Genomic DNA, 18,918 nt, shown 5'->3' with positions numbered 1-18,918 from the left:
CGCAACTCCAATCAGGAAGTAAGAAATGAGGAACTACATGTATAATATCAGCGTTTTGGCATTTTTGAAAGATGTCAATACAGAACGGGCGTTGCGTCTTTTTTGTGAACGATTTGATTCGGCTGAACATGCCCTCTGGGAAAAAGGTATGCGTCTCCTTCATCAGTATCATGCTGCACGGCATACAGGGGTAACCCTGGCTGTCTCCAGCGCACTTCAGCATATGGACGATCGTCATGATATTTACGTTGTTGATCTGCGAGAATACGGCGAGGAAGAGCTGGATCGCTTATATATCGCAAAAACATGCGAGTTGATCCTACTGACGGACGGGGCAACGGAAACCGCTGCGAGGTTTGCTGCCCTCCAGCGTCGCACTCCCCGGTTGCTGTGCGCACGGCTACCGCTGGTCAGCTACGAGCTGGAATGCCTGATGCAGGCTATTTTGAGCCGTCTTGAACAAAATGGAGGGGACAGGGAAGCATGAAACAATGGGCTTTGTTGAAACCAGGTTGGCAAAAGCTGATCCTGTACCTGATCGTTCTGGGTGTGACAGTGTTTTTGGCCGCTGTGCTTCAATGGTTTGTCGTGCGACAATTCAGTGTTCACTTGGCGGAGATTCAGAACGAACAGCTCCAGTATGAGGTACAGGAACTTTCTAGCAGCATAACCGAGCGTTATGCCGCATGGCAGGCTGAACTGAAGGAGCTGTCGTCCAGTCTGGGCAGAGATATGCTGAATCAGGGAACACGCCAGTACCCTGAGGGTTTTAAGCGTGAAAGCGGGGCCTTTTATGTGCTGGATGAGCAGTATCATGTGATGGTCGGACGAGACAATCGTGAGATGAAAAGTGTAGTCCAGCAGATTAAATGGCTGCAAAATGGTTGTGCAGTAAGCTCTTTTGTGACAGAGGATCATCAGCCTGCCCAGTATATAGCATGCAGGATTCAAGGGGCGCAGCTGGGCGGTTTTATGGTGCGCACGGTTGACGCTGATATGCTCAGCGGGATTATTAAAAGTAAACCGATTAACCAGCATGAGACTTTATTTTATAACGGTCAATTTAAGGTCGTAGCTTCCCGAAGTACTTCGGATATTAACCGAACGGACATCACGGGCGTAACCCGTAGGTTGCTGGAAGGCAATACAGGTATCATCGAAGATGGCGGAGAGAAACACGGAATAGGATTCAGCCGCATTGGGGAAGAGGCCCTTTACATATCGGTTAAGGATGTCAGTGAGGATACAGCTCAGCGAATCAACTCCTTTCGCAAACAGTTATGGATGGTCATGGTTTTGATATTGTTCATTCTGTGGGCCATGCTCATACAGTTCCGCAAACGGATTGTAAAGGATGCCATCGTGAACAATCAGGTGCGTGACCAACGGCGAGATGAAGATATGCGACAGCAGCAGGACACCTATTATTTGCCGTTAATGCAGACGATTGAGCAGCAACTACAAGAGCTGCAAGAGCAGACTAGCCGTCTCACAGGCGGTGATGATTTGAAGCTACTGGGATTTTATCATGATCTAGCAAACCGCTTTGAAGCGGCTTCGAGTCAGGGAAAAGGAGCCTCTCATGAGGAACTGGAGTATTTTCGCGAGTTGAATGAAAATTTCATCCAGGGTCGTCTCAGACAGGAATCCTCACTGGGAGAGTTACTGACGGGAGTTCGTAGCTTGCGCGATGAGCTGGAAGAGAAGATGCATGATAATAGTGGAATTAGCTTTACAGATATGAATGAAGTATTGTCTGAGTCGCTGAAATGGGCGAACCGTTCATTGAACATGAAGAACATTCAAGTGATCTTGCGGCAAGAGCCTGTTCCATCCATTGCAGCACAAGCACCCATGCTGTACAAAACGATTCAGGGGCTGCTGGAAAATGCAGTGCAGGCCATGGGCCAAGGTGAAGAGCAGCCTGACGATCAGGAAAAGGGCCGAACAGGTCTGCGGTCCAAACGGCAATCTCAAGTGCTCAAGGTTAGTTCACGGCTGGAAGAAGGAGAAATTATTATTATCATTGAAGACACGGGCGGCGGGATTGATGATAAAATGCGTTGGAGTTATTTTCAGCCAGACTATTCCCAAAACTCGCAGGAGCATACGTTCAGCCTGTATCATATGGATGCATACCTGAAGACCATAGGCGGTCGTTTAAAGCTGCGTAATACCGACCAGGGCTTGCAGGCAATCGTTCGTTTGAGAAGATAGGGCCAAGATAACCGACAGATATACGAGAAGTTTAAGAGAGGGGGACAAGCATGAAAAAATGGATATTTCGCTACCGTTACGATATGGCGGCAATGATGTTGATGCTGATTGCGATTGTTGCATATCTTGCACCCATCTATGGACCAGGGCAAATTGTGTTTAGCGACATTGCTTTTGGAGCCACCTCTCATCGGTATCTGGAGGAAATAACCGGGGTATGGAACGAGCGATGGTCTACCTCGACCTTGTTCAATGCTCCACGTATCCTGTACATCTTGCCCTTCTATGGACTGTCACTCTTATTTGACGAAAGCGGCCCGGTCTTGCTCAAGTCGTTTATTACAGGCTTGTTATTTGTTTCGGCATTTTCGATGTATGCCTTTGCCAAGCGATTGGTCAGCGTGTATTATTCACCAAGCTTTACGAAGACCCGTATTTTTGCCATCATGGTCGGCTCGTTGTTTTATGCGCTGAATCCGTGGGTTATTTTCCGCATCCAGCATATTTATTTGCTCTGTGGATATAGTTTGTTTCCGTTAATGCTGCGATTCTTTTTCAGTGCGGTGGACCCCAAATTTCAAATTCAACAAATAAAAAACTATCATCCCCACAAGTTGTATCAGCGGAACTGGATCGACCTGTTTCTGTTGGCTGCGGTATTCACTGTTAGTGCTGCGGCCATTCATTATTTTTTCTTCGGCATGATTTATTTGGGCTTGTTCACCATGTTGCTATTGATCAAGTTGACCTGGACCCACCGTAAGGCCGGTCGCACCTATTTGCAGCCGTTATACGGCAATTTTTTGCGTAAAGGGATCATTTTTGGCGTCTTTTTCGGTCTGCTCAGTTTTTATTGGTTGTCTCTATATGTCGGTAGCATGTTGATGGACGCTCAAGCGTCTCAGCATAATATCAACGTCGTGGATACGTTGTCTCTGTTCAGCCGCAACAGCAGTTTATATAATGTGGGTTATTTACTGAGCTATTGGTGGCCCATGTTTTCCTTGTCCTCACTGCCTAGCATGTTTTATGTAGGAGGGGGATTTTTGTTGCTATTGATCGGGTATGCGATGGTGACACGTTCATATAAAAATCCGATCATTCTAATCTTCTCGCTACTTACGTTGCTGTTTCTGGTTGCAGCTACCGGGACGACGTTCCCATCCATTGCCAAGTGGTTTGTCATTTTGGTTACGAAAACCCCTGTGATTGGTTCGGTTTTCCGTGATCCTAACAAATTTATTGGACTGATTGCCCTTAATTTCGGGGTGTTGTTGACCTTTGGTGTTATTCAATTTATGGAATGGTTCGGATCATCCCCGTTGCAGCGTGTATATAAAAGGCTGGCAGTTATTATCGTTGTCTTGTGCCTCGGGGTATATTTTGCTCCCTTGCGTACTCAGTTCATTGAGGGGTACTACAAGCCGGTACAAGTGCCGGAGGCTTATGGTCAAATGGCTGAAAAGCTGACTGACCCAGATCGTTTCGATAGCAAGGCATTATACTTTCCGATTGCTGACAATATGATTCAAAGCTATAACGGAGTAGCCACGCCCAAATGGAATAAAGGGAAGACCGCAAACGAGAAGGCAACCGGAGATTTTCAGGTATACTCTTCTCCTAAAAATACGATTTTTCATCATGAGGGGAATGATCCCGGCATTACATACTATATGAATTTTCTGCAGTATGTCATGGACAATGGATTAAGCTCCCGATTAGGCTGGCTGTTCTCTACCTTTGGGGTCAATCAGTTGGTCTACCATGATGAATATGTGGGGCAGGAGAAGCGGCAGGATTTCCACCTGTCTCAGCTGGAAGGTCAGACTGGGCTGAAACGTACGTACCAGAACGGGCTATTTTCCATATTCAATCTCGATCAGACACCGCCCTATATGAATATCCTTGCGAGTAAAATTGTAACACCTTACGGTTTTAGCCGACTGGAGAGCTACAGCCATCTGCCTGGTTTTGATTTTAGCCGCTTTGGAGTGCTGTTCAGTGCGTTAAAGCCTGAGCTAAAAACCATCCAGACGATTAACAAAGGGGATTATGTGGAAGCGGCGTCCTTTAATGACTTGTTGTTGTCACAGCTTCCAGCAGAGGATTACTTACGGCCTTTTGATGCTATTGAGGATGGTAATGCCTTTTTAAAATGGTCCAAAACCTTTGCCTCGACTAACGATTGGTTATGGTATTTATCCTCCCAAAATATACGGAACTTTCCGTTCGATATGGAAATGGATGCAGGGATTGCGGTCACCTTTGCCAGTAAGAAGCTGGATGTGGCCCCGTATCAGATGAGCAGCATCGATGGGAAGACGGTCGTGGACTTTGATTCCATGTTGCGGACCGAAACCTTCTTCAAGCCGGATAACCCGCAGTTGTTCAGTGTGCAGGCTAATCCCCGTGAGGAATTGAATGATGTGCCAACTCTGCACGGCGAAATTATGAAGGGAGACCCGAGTAATATATGGCAGGTCGCTAGATCGGGTTTGCTGGAAGCCAAGGAAAATAATCCGTATCAGTTCCAAATTACTGTTTCCGGTCGCGGGACGAACAAAATGCATGTGAAAATGAGATTTTACGATAAGCAAATGCGTGAACTGGGGGTTAGCTATGTCGTGGCGCCTTCGGAGGGATATAATTTTGACAGTGTGAAATTTTACGGGGAATACGTGTCGCCGCCCGGCAGCTATTGGATGCGAATGGATTTGTTAACCCTACAGCGTCCACAGCAAAAAAATTACTGGTGGATTCATGATATCCAGCTGCGTGATTTGGGGCAATATAGCAAGCCTAACACGTTTACGATGCACAAAAAACTGGATCAACCTCAAACCTCGCATGTATATGCCAGAGTGTTTATGAATAAGGCAGGCGGGAAATTACAAGTCACACTGCCGGACAAAGAGGTTAGTATCAAGACTCAGGATGATAGTTTAAACCAATTTCAATGGGTGGACCTGGGAGAACATGTTTTTCCCAAAGGAGATACTCCAGTCACGGTTAATAACCTGCAAGGCTTTAATGCGGTCAATAAATTTGCGATTGTGCCTGTGGATCAGCTAGATCAGCTATCTTTTCCAGTGGAGCAGGCATTGAAGCGGGGCAAGCTCTTTTTCACCTTGGAGGCAGAGAACGATTTTAACGCCCAAGGCAATGTGCAGACGGAACGTGCTTTACCAAGACTTAGTATGGGGCGGGGGATCAGCTATCAGAAGGGGACGTTAAGCAGGGATGTGGAAGTCGCAAAAACGGGAACCTATGCCACAGCTATTTTGGCTAATCTACCTGCAGGGTACCATGGGTCATTAACGATGAAGTGGATGAATGAAGAGACGGGAGAGGTGCTGACCAGAACGATTCGTACGGAGGAGTCGTATAAGCGGTTACCTGCTACCTCTTTATCCGAAAAGCAGGTTATTGAAACGGTGCCCAATCAGGATGGTTTTGCAAAGAAAATCATACAAATTCCCGGTCTGCTGAACGACTACGGCCGAGTCGAATTTAAAAATCTGTTCCTAACCAAGGGGAAGTATCGCTTAACCCTTGTGCTGGATAGTCAGGTGCCGTCATTGAGCCGTTTTGGAGATATTCATCGAATGGCTGCGCAGGAAGTGACGGTGATGCCGGGGGAGGATACGAAGGAATCATTGAGCACGACGGATGTCGGATGTGTGGCGGATATTCGACCTGGGCAGACGAATCTGTCAATCAAGGACGAAGGACTCTCTATCCGTTACGCACCTAGCTATTCCTGTGACTGGAATATTTATGCGTCCAAGAAAATGAAGGCAGAGCCGCTGCAAGAGTATGCCGTTCAGTTGGATGCGCGATCAGAACAAATTGGAAGTCGGCATATGAAGGTCATTTTTTTGAATAAAGCGTCCCAGGTTCTCCAAACCTCCTATATTGATGAGGTGGAGGAGAGAGATAAGGAACAATGGAATCATTATGATCAAATTGTGAAGGCTCCGGCAGGAACTGCCTTGATTCAGTTTCAGATTTTGGCGCATGCGCACAAGAAGCAGTCAGGCTTATTTCAAATGAAGCAATATTCCATCATCCCTTATCAAGCCATGATTACAGTGGATCAGTTTACGTTGTTTGAGGGAACGGATATGGATACCTTTTTTATGGCTCCACATGCATCGGAGAGCATTCAGGCAACTCGTGAAAATTCCATGGAACGCAGTTTTACGCTATATAATCCAACGCATGAACAGGTGCTGATCCGGGAGACCGAATCACCCAATCCACTGTGGGAGTTCAGGCTAGGTAGCGAAAATCAGCGAGCCCGTCTGTCCGTCAATGGAGTGACTACCGGATTCATTACCAATGGTAACGGGAACGGGAAAGTCGTCGTTATTCTGGCTTCCGCCTACCGTTTCGGCTGGGTACTGTTCCTCATAGGGATACTGGGTGGAGCAGCTTGTTTTCTTCCTTATCGGCGATGGAAGAAGCGAAATCTTCCATAAAAAGCAAGCTGCTCAGTGGGGAAATAGGTAGCCATGATACGGCTACATCTCATATTTGTAGCCTCTGCCCCAGACGGTACGGATATGCTGAGGATTTTTAGGGTCACGTTCTATTTTTTTGCGAAGGCTGGAAATATGTACGTCGATGGTACGATCCAGATAAGCGCCATCTCCGCCTTTGATCCGATCCATCAGCTCGCTGCGGGTAAAGACTTTACCTGGATTGCAGGACATCTCTTTTATAATGGAAAATTCAATTTGAGTGACTTCTATTTCTTGGTCATCGACTAACAGGCTATGACGGTAATCATTCACCCAAACCCTTACCTTTTTAAGCTTTTGAGTTACCGTTTGCGATTCAATGGGCATGTTGGGGCCGCAGCGGCGCAGCAGGGCTTTGATGCGGGCATTTAACTCTATCAGGCTGAATGGTTTGCATAAGAAGTCATCTGCTCCGTCGTCCAGAGCCTTTATTCTTATATTCAGCAGGGTGTTATTAGAGATGACCAGCATAGGGACTGTGGTAAATTGACGGATTTGGCTGATCAGCGCACATTCGACTTTACCGGAAAACATTAGAGCGGTCACAATAATATCGGGCTTAAAACGCATAAGTGTAGGAATTGCAAGTTTAGAGTCATAAATAAGCTCGGTATGATAGCCTTCCTCCTGCAGATGAAGAGCAATCATATCTGCCAAACTTTTTTGATCTTCAATGATGAGTATTTTTATGGGCATGACTGACATCTCCTGTACAGACAAAGATACAATAGCAGTGCATAAGTATGTATTTTCCACAATAATACATACTTATGTATTCGGCAGAAATGCGAAAATCGAACAGTCCTATAATGAAAGAAAAATATTAATTTAGAGGAAGAAGGTTGCATCTTTGCGAATGATTTTATTATCTGGAGGTTCGGGTAAACGTCTATGGCCCTTATCCAATGTGAACCGCCCCAAGCAGTTTCTTTCTATTTTACGTCATGATGAACGTCCAGAAAGCATGTTGCAACGAATATGGAGGCAATTAGATGAGGCGAATTTGGCAGATGAGGCCTATTTTTCGACGAGTGGAACTCAGGCCGAGCTGATCCGGGGGCAAATTGGCGGAGGTGCTGTAGTCATTGAGGAGCCTACTCAGCGGGATACCTTCCCGGCCATTTCCCTGGCTACGGCCTACTTGCATGACGTTGCAGGCGCATCACGCGACGAGATCGTAGGGGTCATGCCTGTGGACGGGTATGCGGGGGATGAATTTTTTGAACATCTGCGCAGGCTTCCTTCAATATTAGAGCAATCAGGAAGCCATATCGCATTAATGGGGGCTGCGCCAACGGAGCCCTCTGATAAATACGGATATATTGTGCCTTCAGCCTCTTCTTCACTTGACCAGCCATATTATAGAGTTAGTTCATTTGTAGAAAAGCCGGATCTGATCCGTTCAGAAGCGTTGATCCGCGAAGGGGCCTTATGGAATTGCGGGGTGTTTGCTTTTAGACTGGGCTTTTTGTTGGATATTCTGGAGCAAATGGGTTTACCAGCCGACTACAATTCTCTTTCGACAAATTATGCAGACTTGCCTAAAACTAGCTTCGATATTGCAGTAGTAGAGCATACTCATAAGCTCTCAGTGCTTCCATACCATGGAGAGTGGAGAGACTTGGGCACATGGGATTCGTTGGTGCGGGAAGTAAGTTCGAAGCTAAGTGGCCCGGGATATATTTCAGAGGCTTCACATGACTCGCATATCATCAATGAACTGGAGATTCCGGTTAGCATCTGGAATGTCCCGGACATTATTGTCGTTGCTGGTCCAGATGGCGTGCTGGTTACGGACCGACAGTCGTCAACAGGAATTAAGGATATGGTGGCGGAAATTGAAATCGGCCCGCGTTTTGAGGAGCGCTTCTGGGGAAAGCAAACTGTATTATCCCATCAACAGGCGGCAAGTGGATTGCAGACAGTGACCAAACGCGTGGTCATATCGAACGGAAGATTTATCAGCTATCATGAGCACCAGTACCGTAAAGAAGTATGGACCATAGTTTCTGGAACCGGAAGTGTCTCTATCAATGGTGTGACACAGATAGTCAGCCCAGGTGAGGTTATCGTCGTAGAACCCGGTACAAAGCATTTTATAGGGGCAGTAGAGGGAGATTTAGAATTCATTGAGTCACAAATCGGACATATCGTATCCGAAACAGATATTATCCGATATGAATTTCCTGATTCGATTGACGACCATACTCTATAAGTGCCTACCATTATAGGGACTGATAGATATGAATGAGCGTTTATCAGAACGCAGTGAAGAGTAGGAGGAACTATTTTTTATTAGAGCTTAGATGACCTGTACATTCCTAAAAAAGGTATTCATGCATTATAGACATGAATACCTTTTTTGCATAAACAGTTCTTTGTGTTTGTAATAAAAGGAATAGAAAAGAGACTTATAAAATAATTTTCTTGGAAGTCAGCCACTCTTTTACGGCGTCCGTACTGAGGTCTCTTTTAGGTGTCCATTCTATTTTATCAACCAGTTTGCCGTTTCTGAATTCTGCAATGGTGGGGGTGTATTTAACGTTGTAATCCTCTTTGAATTTATTCCATTGGGACTTGTCCTTATGGATTTTGTGAACGTTCAAAAAAGTAATTTTAGAGCCTAGATTATACTGCTCAATCATCTTGTTAAAGTTAGGCTCAAACCGATTGCAGTCGCCACAACTCGGTCTGCCGACATAGACAAATACACTTTGATCCTGTTGAATCAAACGCTTAAAACCATCAACTGTAACCGCATTCAAGTGGTCATATATTTCCGGGTAATTGCTTTTGCTCGCTTGGATTTCTTTGTCTTTTTGTTGAACAACCTGCTCCAGGTCTTGAAATTTAGCTACAGCTGAAATAGCGATACCAATGATAAGTAATACAATGACACTTAACCCGGCGATATATCCTTTTTTCACAGAAATCCTCCTTTTTTTACAATCTTACACTTACAGTAAATGATATTTCCATTTTTAGCTGTAACACTTGTCTCATTATGTATAAAAAAAGAAGCTTTCCATTGTTGGGAAAGCTTCTTTAGTCAGCATTTTGCATAATTCGATTCCCAACGCTTGTAAGTACAATATATAGACGAACTAAAGCGTTTCGATCTATATACTGGTGATTTGAAAACGTTCCTGGGATTTATGCAAAATGCTCTAGTCTGAAAGTTAAATGTTAGACCACTACAGTCAACAAGTAATCCTCACGCTTCACTTCAGTTTCCATTGTGTTCAACACATCCAGGTATTGAGCGGAATTTGTTACGATAATTGGTGTAGCTGTAGTATAGCCTGCCGCCTTAATTTGCTCGATATCAAATTCAAGCAACAATTGTCCTTGCTTAACCATATCGCCTTCCTTGACGCGCTTGTCAAAGAATTGTCCTTTCAGCTTCACTGTATTCACACCCACGTGAATCAGAATTTCTGCTCCGTCATTGGAAGTAATACCGATTGCATGTCCGGTCGGGAATACTGTTGTAATCGTTCCATTGACAGGAGATGTCAGCACACCCTCTGTAGGATCAATGAGGATTCCTTTTCCCATAGCACCTGAAGCAAAAGCAACATCAGAAGATTGTTCCAAAGGCAATACTTTACCTTGCAGTGGGCTTACGAGAATTTCTTTCTCGATTGCCACTTCTTTCTTTACGGGTGCAGCTTCTGTTTTTGCAGTTTCTTCTTTTGGATCTTCAAAGCCCAAAATCATAACCAACACAACTGCGAGTACAAAGGCAACGAGCAAACCGATGACTACCCACAAGAATCCAGGTCCGAAATAAGTCGGCAACGCCAGTAGACCCGGTAATGCAAAGGATTGTGCGTGCGCTCCGCCAGAAGCGATAATCGCCCCGCCGATTGCCCCGGAAATACAAGCATAAATGAACGGTTTTTTCAATTTTAAAGTTATGCCATAAATTGTTGGTTCTGTAATCCCGAAAATAGCCGCCAGTGTAGAGGAACCTGCCAAAGCCTTCATCTGAGTGTTCCGGGATTTCAGGAATACCCCCAATGTTGCACCAGCCTGAGAAAGTACGGCTGCTGTAAGCATCGGAAGCATCGTGTCATAGCCCAATGTTGCAATATTCGACAGCATGACCGGAACGAAGCCCCAGTGTACGCCGAAAATAACAAATACTTGCCAAAATGCCCCGGCAACAGCCCCAGCGATCAATGGACTTAAGTTGTATACCCATGTAAAACCGTTTGCCAAGCCCTGACTGATCAGGTTACCTACTGGACCAAAGGCCAGAAATGTTAACGGAATAACGACCAAGAGCGAAAGCATCGGCACGATAATGTTTTTAACCGATTGATGGATAAAGGAATTGAACCAGCGCTCCACATAGGACTGAACCCAGACCGCAAGAATAATTGGAATGACACTGGAACTGTAATTAATCAGAATGATCGGAATACCTAGAAACGCCAATCTTTCTGGATTGCTTACCGCCGCTATAACTGCTGGATAGACCAGAGCTCCGGCGATTGCCACCGATACAAAGGTGTTTGTCTTAAATTTACGGGACGATGTAATAGCCAAAAACACAGGTAGAAAATAGAAAACACTGTCGGAAGCTGCACTTAGGATCAGGTACGTACCGCTTTTATCATTAATCCATTGAAAAGATAAAATTAACGCCAGTAGTCCTTTAAGCAAACCCGCCCCGGCAAGAGCACCGAGAATGGGAGAAAAAATGCTGGAAATGATATCGACCGCTTTGCCAAGAAAATTCGTTTTTTCGGAAGAATCTTCCTTTTTCGCATTTGGATTATCTGCATCCTGTAAATTTGTTTCTGCCATCATATGCTCAAACACTTGACCTACATTGTTGCCGATGACCACTTGAAACTGGCCGCTGTTTTCCACTACTGTAATGACACCAGGGGTTGCTTCCAGTGCGGCTTTGTCTGCTTTTGTACGATCATTTAATTTAAATCTCAAGCGTGTAGCGCAATGGAATACCGAATTGACATTCTCTTCGCCACCAACGAGGGTCACTATTTTTTTAGATAGTTCTTTATCACTCATATTCAGAACTCCTTATGGGTTATTCTTGCTACTGATAGGGTTTACTGTTTACAGCTGTTGCTAAGATGCGCCGGCGTGCATCTTTTTAAACTCGTAAACAAGAAAAACCTAAACTCGTGGTGAAAACTACGCACTCTCCTATAGAGGAACGTCGATTTCACCATCAGTTTAGGTTTTGCCTGCCTTACCAGTCACAATCCATGAACGATGAAAGTATGAAGTTGTTAGTCTTATATGTTATTACGCTCAGTTACCCGATGAATATGGATAGTTAGATATACGTATTCATCCTTGCTTAAATATTGATCGTATGTTTTTTCCAGATACTCATTGATCTTTTGAGCACAAGCAAAAGCTTCGGTATACGTCTGCTTCACCTGGTTGTACAAAAATTCTTCGCCACTGTGAATGACTTCTTTGCGAATCACTCGCATCGCAAAATATTGCAAATGTGTCAAAAATCTTGAATAGCTAAAAGAAGACTCATCCAGCACAATCCCGTAATGGTACGTAATAATGTTCAAGATATGTTGGACGATCTCAGTCATTTTCAGCGTAGCTTTCATTTCGTTACCGTCGATTCGTGCATTCACCATATGCAATGCAATAAATCCCGCTTCATCTTCGCCCAATTTTACTCCGAGCGTATTTTCAATTTTTTGGAGAGCATCCAGTCCAACTGCAAATTCTTTTTTGTAAAAGCGTTTAATTTCATACAGCATCGCGTTTTGGAGTGCCAGTCCTTTTTCTTGCCGTTGTATGGCAAAATGAATATGGTCGGTCAACGTTAAATAAATATTATCGCTTAACTCCGTATCCAGCACTTCCGTTGCATGGGTTACGATTTCATTCACGACCTCCAGATGAGACACTGGAATATCGTTCAGCAGCTCAGTTAATTTAGCCGTGAACTCGTTTTCATTTAACATGAAAATCTTATCTATTTTATCATCATCGACTTGATCGCCAGCCACCTTTTTGAAGGAAATACCTCTTCCCATCACGATGACCTCTTTACCTTTATCGTTTTTAGTCAATAGGACGTTGTTATTGAGCACCTTCTCAATAATCATTGAAGTTCCCCCTCCCATCCTTTACCAATAAAAAATGCCTAAGCACAATTCAATACTATTGTTAGCAATAGCACTCAATTGAACTCAGGCATTGCCCGCATCACCGGTCACAATCCTTCGATATAGTGCTATTGTAGCACAAAAAAAAGCGATTTCAACATATTTTATTCTCTTTCGACAAAAAATATTTCATATCAAGGCCCTTTTGCCTAATTTGCAAGTAAATCGTTACCTTATGTAGTCGTACGTTCAATGAGGCTGTACTCTAGCGAATGAAGCTTCATTTGGCGTCCAATCAGCTGAGGGGAAAGCATGAAAAAGGCATTTTGTGCTTGAGCCATGATAGGATTTTGAATCGTTGTAATCCCCAGTGTATGCGCCAGCTCCGTGTTATCGAATCCAACAATTGCCAGATCTTCCGGTACGTTCAGTTTTTGTCTGCGTGCTTCGCAGAGAATGCCCACTGCTACATAATCATTAGCACATAAAATAGCCTCTGGGAATTCGTCCCGATGCTGTAACAAATTCCGTACGACCTGTTCGCCATCACGGATATTATAAATAGAAGAGTGATTCCAGTGTTGCAACACTGGCAGATTGTGCTCACTCATGATCTGTTCGTAGGCTCGTTGTCTACTATGGGTATTGATGCTGCTCGGACGGCCAAAAGCATTGGCTATACGAGTATAGCCTTTTTGTATCAAATGTTTGAGCGCTAACATATATCCTTCATACTGATCCATAGCGACGGAGCGAATATCGGTATGCTCCATTCGTTGCCACGACACGATCGGGCCATATTTGCAATAGGTGCTCAAAAAATCAGTGTCATTCACGCAGGAAATGATGACCAGCGCATCGACTCTTTTTCTTTTTAAGTCCTCAAAGGCTTGAAGCTCTTTCTTTTTGTCTTCTCCCGAAGTATAAATAATGGTTTGAAATTCATATTGGCCCGCTACTTCCACAAAGCTGTCCAGAAAAGCGAGAACAATTTCATTAATAGTTGAAGTAATGATACCGATCTGAAGCGTCTGACCCTTGGATAGAGAAATGGCATTTCGATTAGGAACATAATCTAATTCCTGCATGATTTTCAAAATTTTAGCTCTTGTTTCGTGACTAACATGGGGGGACTGATTTAATACTCTGGATACCGTAGCTTTGGAAAAGCCCGCCAGTTTTGCAATTTGATCAAGATTCGACATGGTGCTTCTCCTCACATAAGAAAAAAATAAATTCTTGACATGAAACGCGTTACAACGATTAGGATGCTTATGAAGGCATTACGTTTATTTTAAAGTATCTGTCAATGCATTTCAAAGGAGAACGGTTATCGTTAGGTATTGATTCATATTTGCAGTACTTGATGGGATGACTTGACCAAAGTAAAAATCTTAAATACGGAAAGAGGTTTTTATACTATGACGAAGACGCTAAAAGGGTTTCCGAAAAACTTCTTGTGGGGCGGGGCAACCGCAGCCAACCAATTGGAAGGCGCTTTTGACGTAGATGGAAAAGGATTGTCCAGCGCAGACATGGTTGCCTATGTACCCAAAGCAGAGCGCAAGAACGATCACGCTATAGAGATTTCGTCCGAACGACTCGAAGACATTTTGGCAGGCAAAGTCAATGCACGTTTTCCAAAGCGTGAAGGTGTAGACTTTTACCACCATTACAAAGAAGATATTGCATTATTCGCTGAAATGGGCTTTAAAGTATTTCGTATGTCCATCCACTGGTCGCGGATTTTCCCGAATGGCTATGATGCCGAGCCGAATGAAGCAGGATTGCAATTCTACGACAATGTATTTGATGAGCTGCGCAAGTATAATATTGAGCCCTTGGTAACATTGTCACATTACGAAACACCGCTAGGTCTGACTCAGAAGTATAATGGCTGGCTGGGACGTGAAGTCATACAGCATTACGTAAATTATGCCGAAACGGTGTTTACGCGCTATAAGGATAAAGTAAAATACTGGCTGACCTTTAATGAAATCAATGTAATGACCATGAGTCCGTTCACCGGTGGCGGTGTGGTTATTGACCGTGTAGAAAACAAACAACAAGCGATATATCAAGCATTGCATCATCAATTTGTAGCTAGTGCACTGGCGACCAAACGGGGACATGAGATCATCCCGGGCGCTCAGATCGGCTGTATGCTGGCACGTATTGAAAGCTATCCACATACGTGTAACCCAGAGGATATACTGAAAGCCCAGCATGAAAATCAGATGAACCTGTTCTTTACGGATGTGCATGCCCGTGGGGAATATTCTAACTACATGAATCGTTATTTTGAAGAAAATAATGTTGTAATACACACAGAACCAGGCGATGCCGAAATATTGAAAAATAATACGGTTGATTTTATCTCATTCAGCTACTATATGACCTTGACCGTATCTGCAGGTCCAGAAGGCGAAAAAGCAGCAGGAAACCTAATTGGTGGCGTGAAAAATCCGTATCTGCAGTCCTCCGACTGGGGCTGGCAGATCGATCCGATCGGCCTGCGTGTTACGCTGAATACGTTTTATGACCGCTATAAAAAGCCGCTGTTCATCGTGGAAAATGGTTTGGGTGCGTATGATAAGGTGGAAGAAGACGGCTCTGTGCATGACACGTATCGCATTGATTACTTGCGTCAGCATATTGCCCAAATGAAGGAAGCGATTGCCGACGGTGTTGATCTGATTGGTTACACCAGCTGGGGCCCTATCGACCTTGTGAGCATGTCTACTTCCGAAATGTCCAAGCGCTACGGATTTATTTACGTCGATCTGGATGATGACGGTAACGGAACGCTCAAACGCTCCAAAAAGGACTCTTTTAACTGGTATAAAAATGTGATAGCAACCAATGGTGAAGAATTGTAATTTCATATCATCTCGGGCGGGTATAGAAGAGGACATCCTAAGGATGCAATCTGCTGTACCCGCTTTTTTATAGACACAATAATAATATTTCAGAGGGCTTCACAAATTTTTCACTTGTAATAAGCTGAAAGTTTTCTGTATAATGAATAAAAATTTCATATGTCTGGTTGATGTTTGCGGGAGATGGAACGAAGGTTCCGACCGAAGGGGCAAAACTCTCAGGTGCTTAGGCTGATTACAGCAACAAGCGGGGACCGTAAACGGACAGAACTCTGGAGAGACCCTTAATTGGGCGCCGAAGGTGCACCGCAGATAACATCTGCTTAAACTCTCAGGCAAAAGGACAGAGACGCGAATAACCTGTGACAGGGAATGCCCTAGGCTTTTTTATGAGCTATTAGAGGTAGAAACCTGCACAAGATGGTTGTATTTTTTCGTGCCTTTAACCTCTCCAGGAGTCGAATCAGCGGATTTGACTCTTTTTTGTTTTCTAATATGCTGGAGGAGCGGGTTGAAATGAATTTGGTACATGTGTTAGAAGCGATTAGTAGCTGGATATGGGGGGCGCCTCTCATCATTCTTGTCATGGGAACGGGGTTATGGCTGACCATACGTTTGAAGATGCTGCAGGTATTCCGCCTGCCCCTAGCGATCAAGCTGATCGGTAAAGCCCCGAATGAAGGCAGCGGGGATGTAAGTAGTTTTGCGGCTTTGAGTACAGCGTTGGCGGCTACAGTTGGCACAGGAAGTATTGTCGGCGTAGCGACAGCCATTAAGCTGGGTGGGCCGGGTGCCTTGTTCTGGATGGTCGTTGCCGCCTTTTTTGGGATGGCGACAAAATATGCGGAAGGTGTACTTGCGGTAAAATACCGGGTGAAAGATAGGAATGGACAATTTTCCGGCGGCCCGATGTATTATATTGAGAAAGGTCTTGGACGCCGTTTTAAACCGCTGGCGATGCTGTTTGCTTTTTCGGGCATGCTGGTAGCGTTGTTCGGGATTGGAACGTTTCCGCAGGTCAAAGCGATTGTATCTTCGACCGAGAACAGCTTTGGCGTTCCGCCTATTGTAACGGCACTGATTATTGCGATCCTTACAGGACTGGTTACCATTGGAGGACTCAAAAGCATTGCCAAGGTATCGACGAAGGTCGTTCCTTTTAAAACAGGCTTGTACGTACTGATCTGTCTCATCGTACTGATTCGGTTTGCTGACCAACTTCCTGCCGCAATCGCGCTGGTGCTTCATTCGGCATTTTCAACTACATCTGCAACGGGCGGATTTGCCGGAGCTACGATTATGCTGGCGATGCGAAGTGGGGTAGCCAGAGGTATTTTTGCCAATGAGGCCGGATTGGGGAGCGCACCGATTGCAGCCGCAGCTGCTAAAACCAAATGGCCTGCGGAGCAAGGGCTAATTTCCATGACAGGCGTGTTTATTGATACGATGGTTATTTGTGTGATGACCGGATTGACGCTGCTGGTTAGCGGTGTGTGGAGCGGGCCTACCGATGCGGGCCTGATGACTCAGCAAGCATTTTCCAGCGCATTCCCGCTGGGGGCAGAACTGCTCACAATTATTCTGATTATGTTCGCGTTCACCACCATGCTCGGCTGGAACTATTACGGGGAACGCTGTGTTGAATACTTGCTTGGGGTCAAGTGGATTAAGCCATACCGTTATCTGTTCATTCTACTCGTTGCCGGGGGCGCGTTCATTAAACTGGATGCGATTTGGTTGCTGGCAGATATCTTTAACGCAATGATGGCTTTCCCGAACCTGATTGCACTGCTCGGCTTATCAGGAATTGTAGTTGCGGAAACCCGAACCTATATGGATTCTCTGAATTCTAGTAAGAAAAAGGGCATTCTTGCAGGTGCCAGTGTAGGGGCAGCTATTCAAGTAGAAGAAAAGGGACAAACGGTTAATTCATAAATTCCAAAAGGGAGTGCCCTCAGCCATCAGAGGCTTGAGGACACTCCCTTTTGAATGTTATAACGATGCACGCAAAATAGCTAAAATATCTTCTTGATTTAGCTTTTTATAATTACCAAAGCCTCCGTATTCCATTTCACGGGCTGCAATGTTTGCGATTTTTTCCAATTGCTCATCATTAATATTGTAATCGGCCAGGGTGGAAGGGGCACCGAGACTTGTCCAGAATGCACTAAGACGATCAATCCCCTCCAAAGCAATTTCCTTATCCGTTTTACCAGTGGTATCTAAATCAAACATGCTGAGCATCAGCCGCTTCATGCGTGCAGCATCCTGATCCACCGTATGTCTCATCCAGTTGGGGAACAGGATCGCCAGACCGCCAGCATGAGGAATATCATATACAGCGGATAATGCATGTTCAATCGTATGCGAAGCCCAGTCCCCGAAGTAGCCCATTTGCAGTGTTCCGTTAAGAGCAATCGTTCCGGCATATAAAATCGTTTCACGATGCTCGTAGTTGTGCAAATCCTCCAGCAGTTTAGGTGCAGTTTCGATCACGGTTTGCAGCACGGAAAAGCACATACGATCTTGCAACGGTGTATTTTTAACATTGTGAAAATACTGTTCAAACACATGGCTCATCATATCCACCATGCCATATACCGTCTGATCACGTGGCACAGAGAAGGTGTTTTTTGGGTCCAGAATCGAAAATTTCGGATGCGTCACCGCGCTGCCCCATACGTATTTTTCGTTCGTTTCCCAGTTGGTGATGACAGAATCCGGATTCATTTCTGAACCGGTGGCGGCGAGTGTGAGGATGGTGCCGAATGGTAGAGCCTCGGTCGGCATGTGCTTTTTGTTGATAATATCCCACACATCGCCGTCATATTTAGCCCCTGCTGCGATGGCTTTGGTGCAATCAATAACGCTTCCGCCGCCTACTGCAAGTAAGAAGTCGATGTTTTCATTTCGGCAAATGTCGATGCCCTTCTTAACGGTGGACAAGCGCGGATTCGGCTCTACGCCGGACAATTCATGAATGTTAAGATGTAGTGGCTCTAACGCGTTTAATACCTGGTCATACAGACCATTTCGCTTGACACTTCCGCCTCCGTATATCAGTAAAATATTTTTGCCGTAATTCAGCAGCTCCTGCTGCAGTTCTTCAATTTGATTGTCTCCAAATATTAATTTGGTGGGGTTATAATATGTGAATTTGTTCATCTGGAAAGTTCCCCTCAG

12 protein-coding genes and 1 riboswitch are annotated in these 18,918 nt (G+C 44.8%); of the genes, 6 read left to right on the top strand and 6 right to left on the bottom strand.

Features of this window, described 5'->3' with window-relative positions:
• The first annotated feature begins 37 nt into the window (after positions 1–37).
• Genes MHI21_RS19735 through MHI21_RS19725 form a run of 3 tightly spaced genes read left to right on the top strand, consistent with a single transcriptional unit; the run spans position 38 to position 6,698 of the window.
• A complete protein-coding gene (locus MHI21_RS19735) occupies positions 38–487 on the top strand; it encodes a hypothetical protein (protein ID WP_023990008.1) in 450 nt (149 codons plus the stop codon).
• Positions 484–2,217 carry an ATP-binding protein gene (locus MHI21_RS19730; RefSeq protein WP_342418770.1) on the top strand — a complete coding sequence of 578 codons (1,734 nt, stop codon included), beginning with the start codon at positions 484–486 and terminating at the stop codon, positions 2,215–2,217. Before MHI21_RS19735 ends, MHI21_RS19730 begins: the two co-directional genes overlap by 4 nt.
• A gap of 50 nt (positions 2,218–2,267) precedes the next feature.
• Positions 2,268–6,698, top strand: coding sequence for a hypothetical protein (locus MHI21_RS19725; RefSeq protein WP_342418769.1), 4,431 nt, complete (start codon positions 2,268–2,270; stop codon positions 6,696–6,698).
• A 42-nt stretch (positions 6,699–6,740) separates the two neighbouring features.
• Here MHI21_RS19725 and MHI21_RS19720 read toward each other — a convergent pair whose 3' ends face one another.
• Entirely contained in the window at positions 6,741–7,436 is a 696-nt protein-coding gene (locus MHI21_RS19720; RefSeq protein WP_023990005.1) for a response regulator transcription factor, read from the bottom strand.
• Positions 7,437–7,596: 160 nt separating this feature from the next.
• On the opposite strand from MHI21_RS19720, the gene MHI21_RS19715 reads away from it, so the two are divergent.
• Positions 7,597–8,955 carry a sugar phosphate nucleotidyltransferase gene (locus tag MHI21_RS19715; protein ID WP_341163777.1) on the top strand — a complete coding sequence of 453 codons (1,359 nt, stop codon included), beginning with the start codon at positions 7,597–7,599 and terminating at the stop codon, positions 8,953–8,955.
• Between the two features lie 196 nt (positions 8,956–9,151).
• Here the strand turns inward: MHI21_RS19715 and MHI21_RS19710 are convergent, their stop codons facing one another.
• The 4 genes from MHI21_RS19710 to MHI21_RS19695 all read right to left on the bottom strand — a co-directional run bounded on the left by MHI21_RS19710 (position 9,152) and on the right by MHI21_RS19695 (position 14,061).
• Entirely contained in the window at positions 9,152–9,667 is a 516-nt protein-coding gene (locus tag MHI21_RS19710) for a thioredoxin family protein (protein ID WP_341163268.1), read from the bottom strand.
• Positions 9,668–9,926: 259 nt separating this feature from the next.
• Positions 9,927–11,783 (bottom strand): beta-glucoside-specific PTS transporter subunit IIABC, encoded by a 1,857-nt coding sequence (locus tag MHI21_RS19705; RefSeq protein WP_341163269.1) that lies wholly within the window; start codon positions 11,781–11,783, stop codon positions 9,927–9,929.
• Positions 11,784–12,013: 230 nt separating this feature from the next.
• A complete protein-coding gene (locus tag MHI21_RS19700; RefSeq protein WP_165179208.1) occupies positions 12,014–12,856 on the bottom strand; it encodes a PRD domain-containing protein in 843 nt (280 codons plus the stop codon).
• 233 nt (positions 12,857–13,089) lie between these two features.
• Positions 13,090–14,061: a LacI family DNA-binding transcriptional regulator gene (locus tag MHI21_RS19695; protein WP_165179209.1), complete on the bottom strand. Its 972-nt coding sequence runs from the start codon at positions 14,059–14,061 to the stop codon at positions 13,090–13,092.
• A 216-nt stretch (positions 14,062–14,277) separates the two neighbouring features.
• On the opposite strand from MHI21_RS19695, the gene MHI21_RS19690 reads away from it, so the two are divergent.
• Together MHI21_RS19690 and MHI21_RS19685 are read left to right on the top strand one after the other, a co-directional pair.
• On the top strand, positions 14,278–15,735 hold the full coding sequence (locus tag MHI21_RS19690; RefSeq protein ID WP_342418768.1) for a glycoside hydrolase family 1 protein: 1,458 nt from the start codon (positions 14,278–14,280) through the stop codon (positions 15,733–15,735).
• Positions 15,736–15,997: 262 nt separating this feature from the next.
• Positions 15,998–16,092, top strand: a riboswitch (glycine riboswitch).
• A gap of 159 nt (positions 16,093–16,251) precedes the next feature.
• Positions 16,252–17,670, top strand: coding sequence for a sodium:alanine symporter family protein (locus MHI21_RS19685; protein WP_023989998.1), 1,419 nt, complete (start codon positions 16,252–16,254; stop codon positions 17,668–17,670).
• Positions 17,671–17,727: 57 nt separating this feature from the next.
• Here MHI21_RS19685 and MHI21_RS19680 read toward each other — a convergent pair whose 3' ends face one another.
• Positions 17,728–18,900, bottom strand: coding sequence for an iron-containing alcohol dehydrogenase (locus tag MHI21_RS19680; RefSeq protein ID WP_342418767.1), 1,173 nt, complete (start codon positions 18,898–18,900; stop codon positions 17,728–17,730).
• Between the last annotated feature and the right edge of the window lie 18 nt (positions 18,901–18,918).

The sequence above is a fragment of the Paenibacillus sp. FSL H8-0168 genome (assembly GCF_038592955.1).
GTDB classification, from domain to species: Bacteria; Bacillota; Bacilli; order Paenibacillales; family Paenibacillaceae; genus Paenibacillus; species Paenibacillus polymyxa_B.
This window is presented reverse-complemented; position numbering and strand designations above follow the sequence as displayed.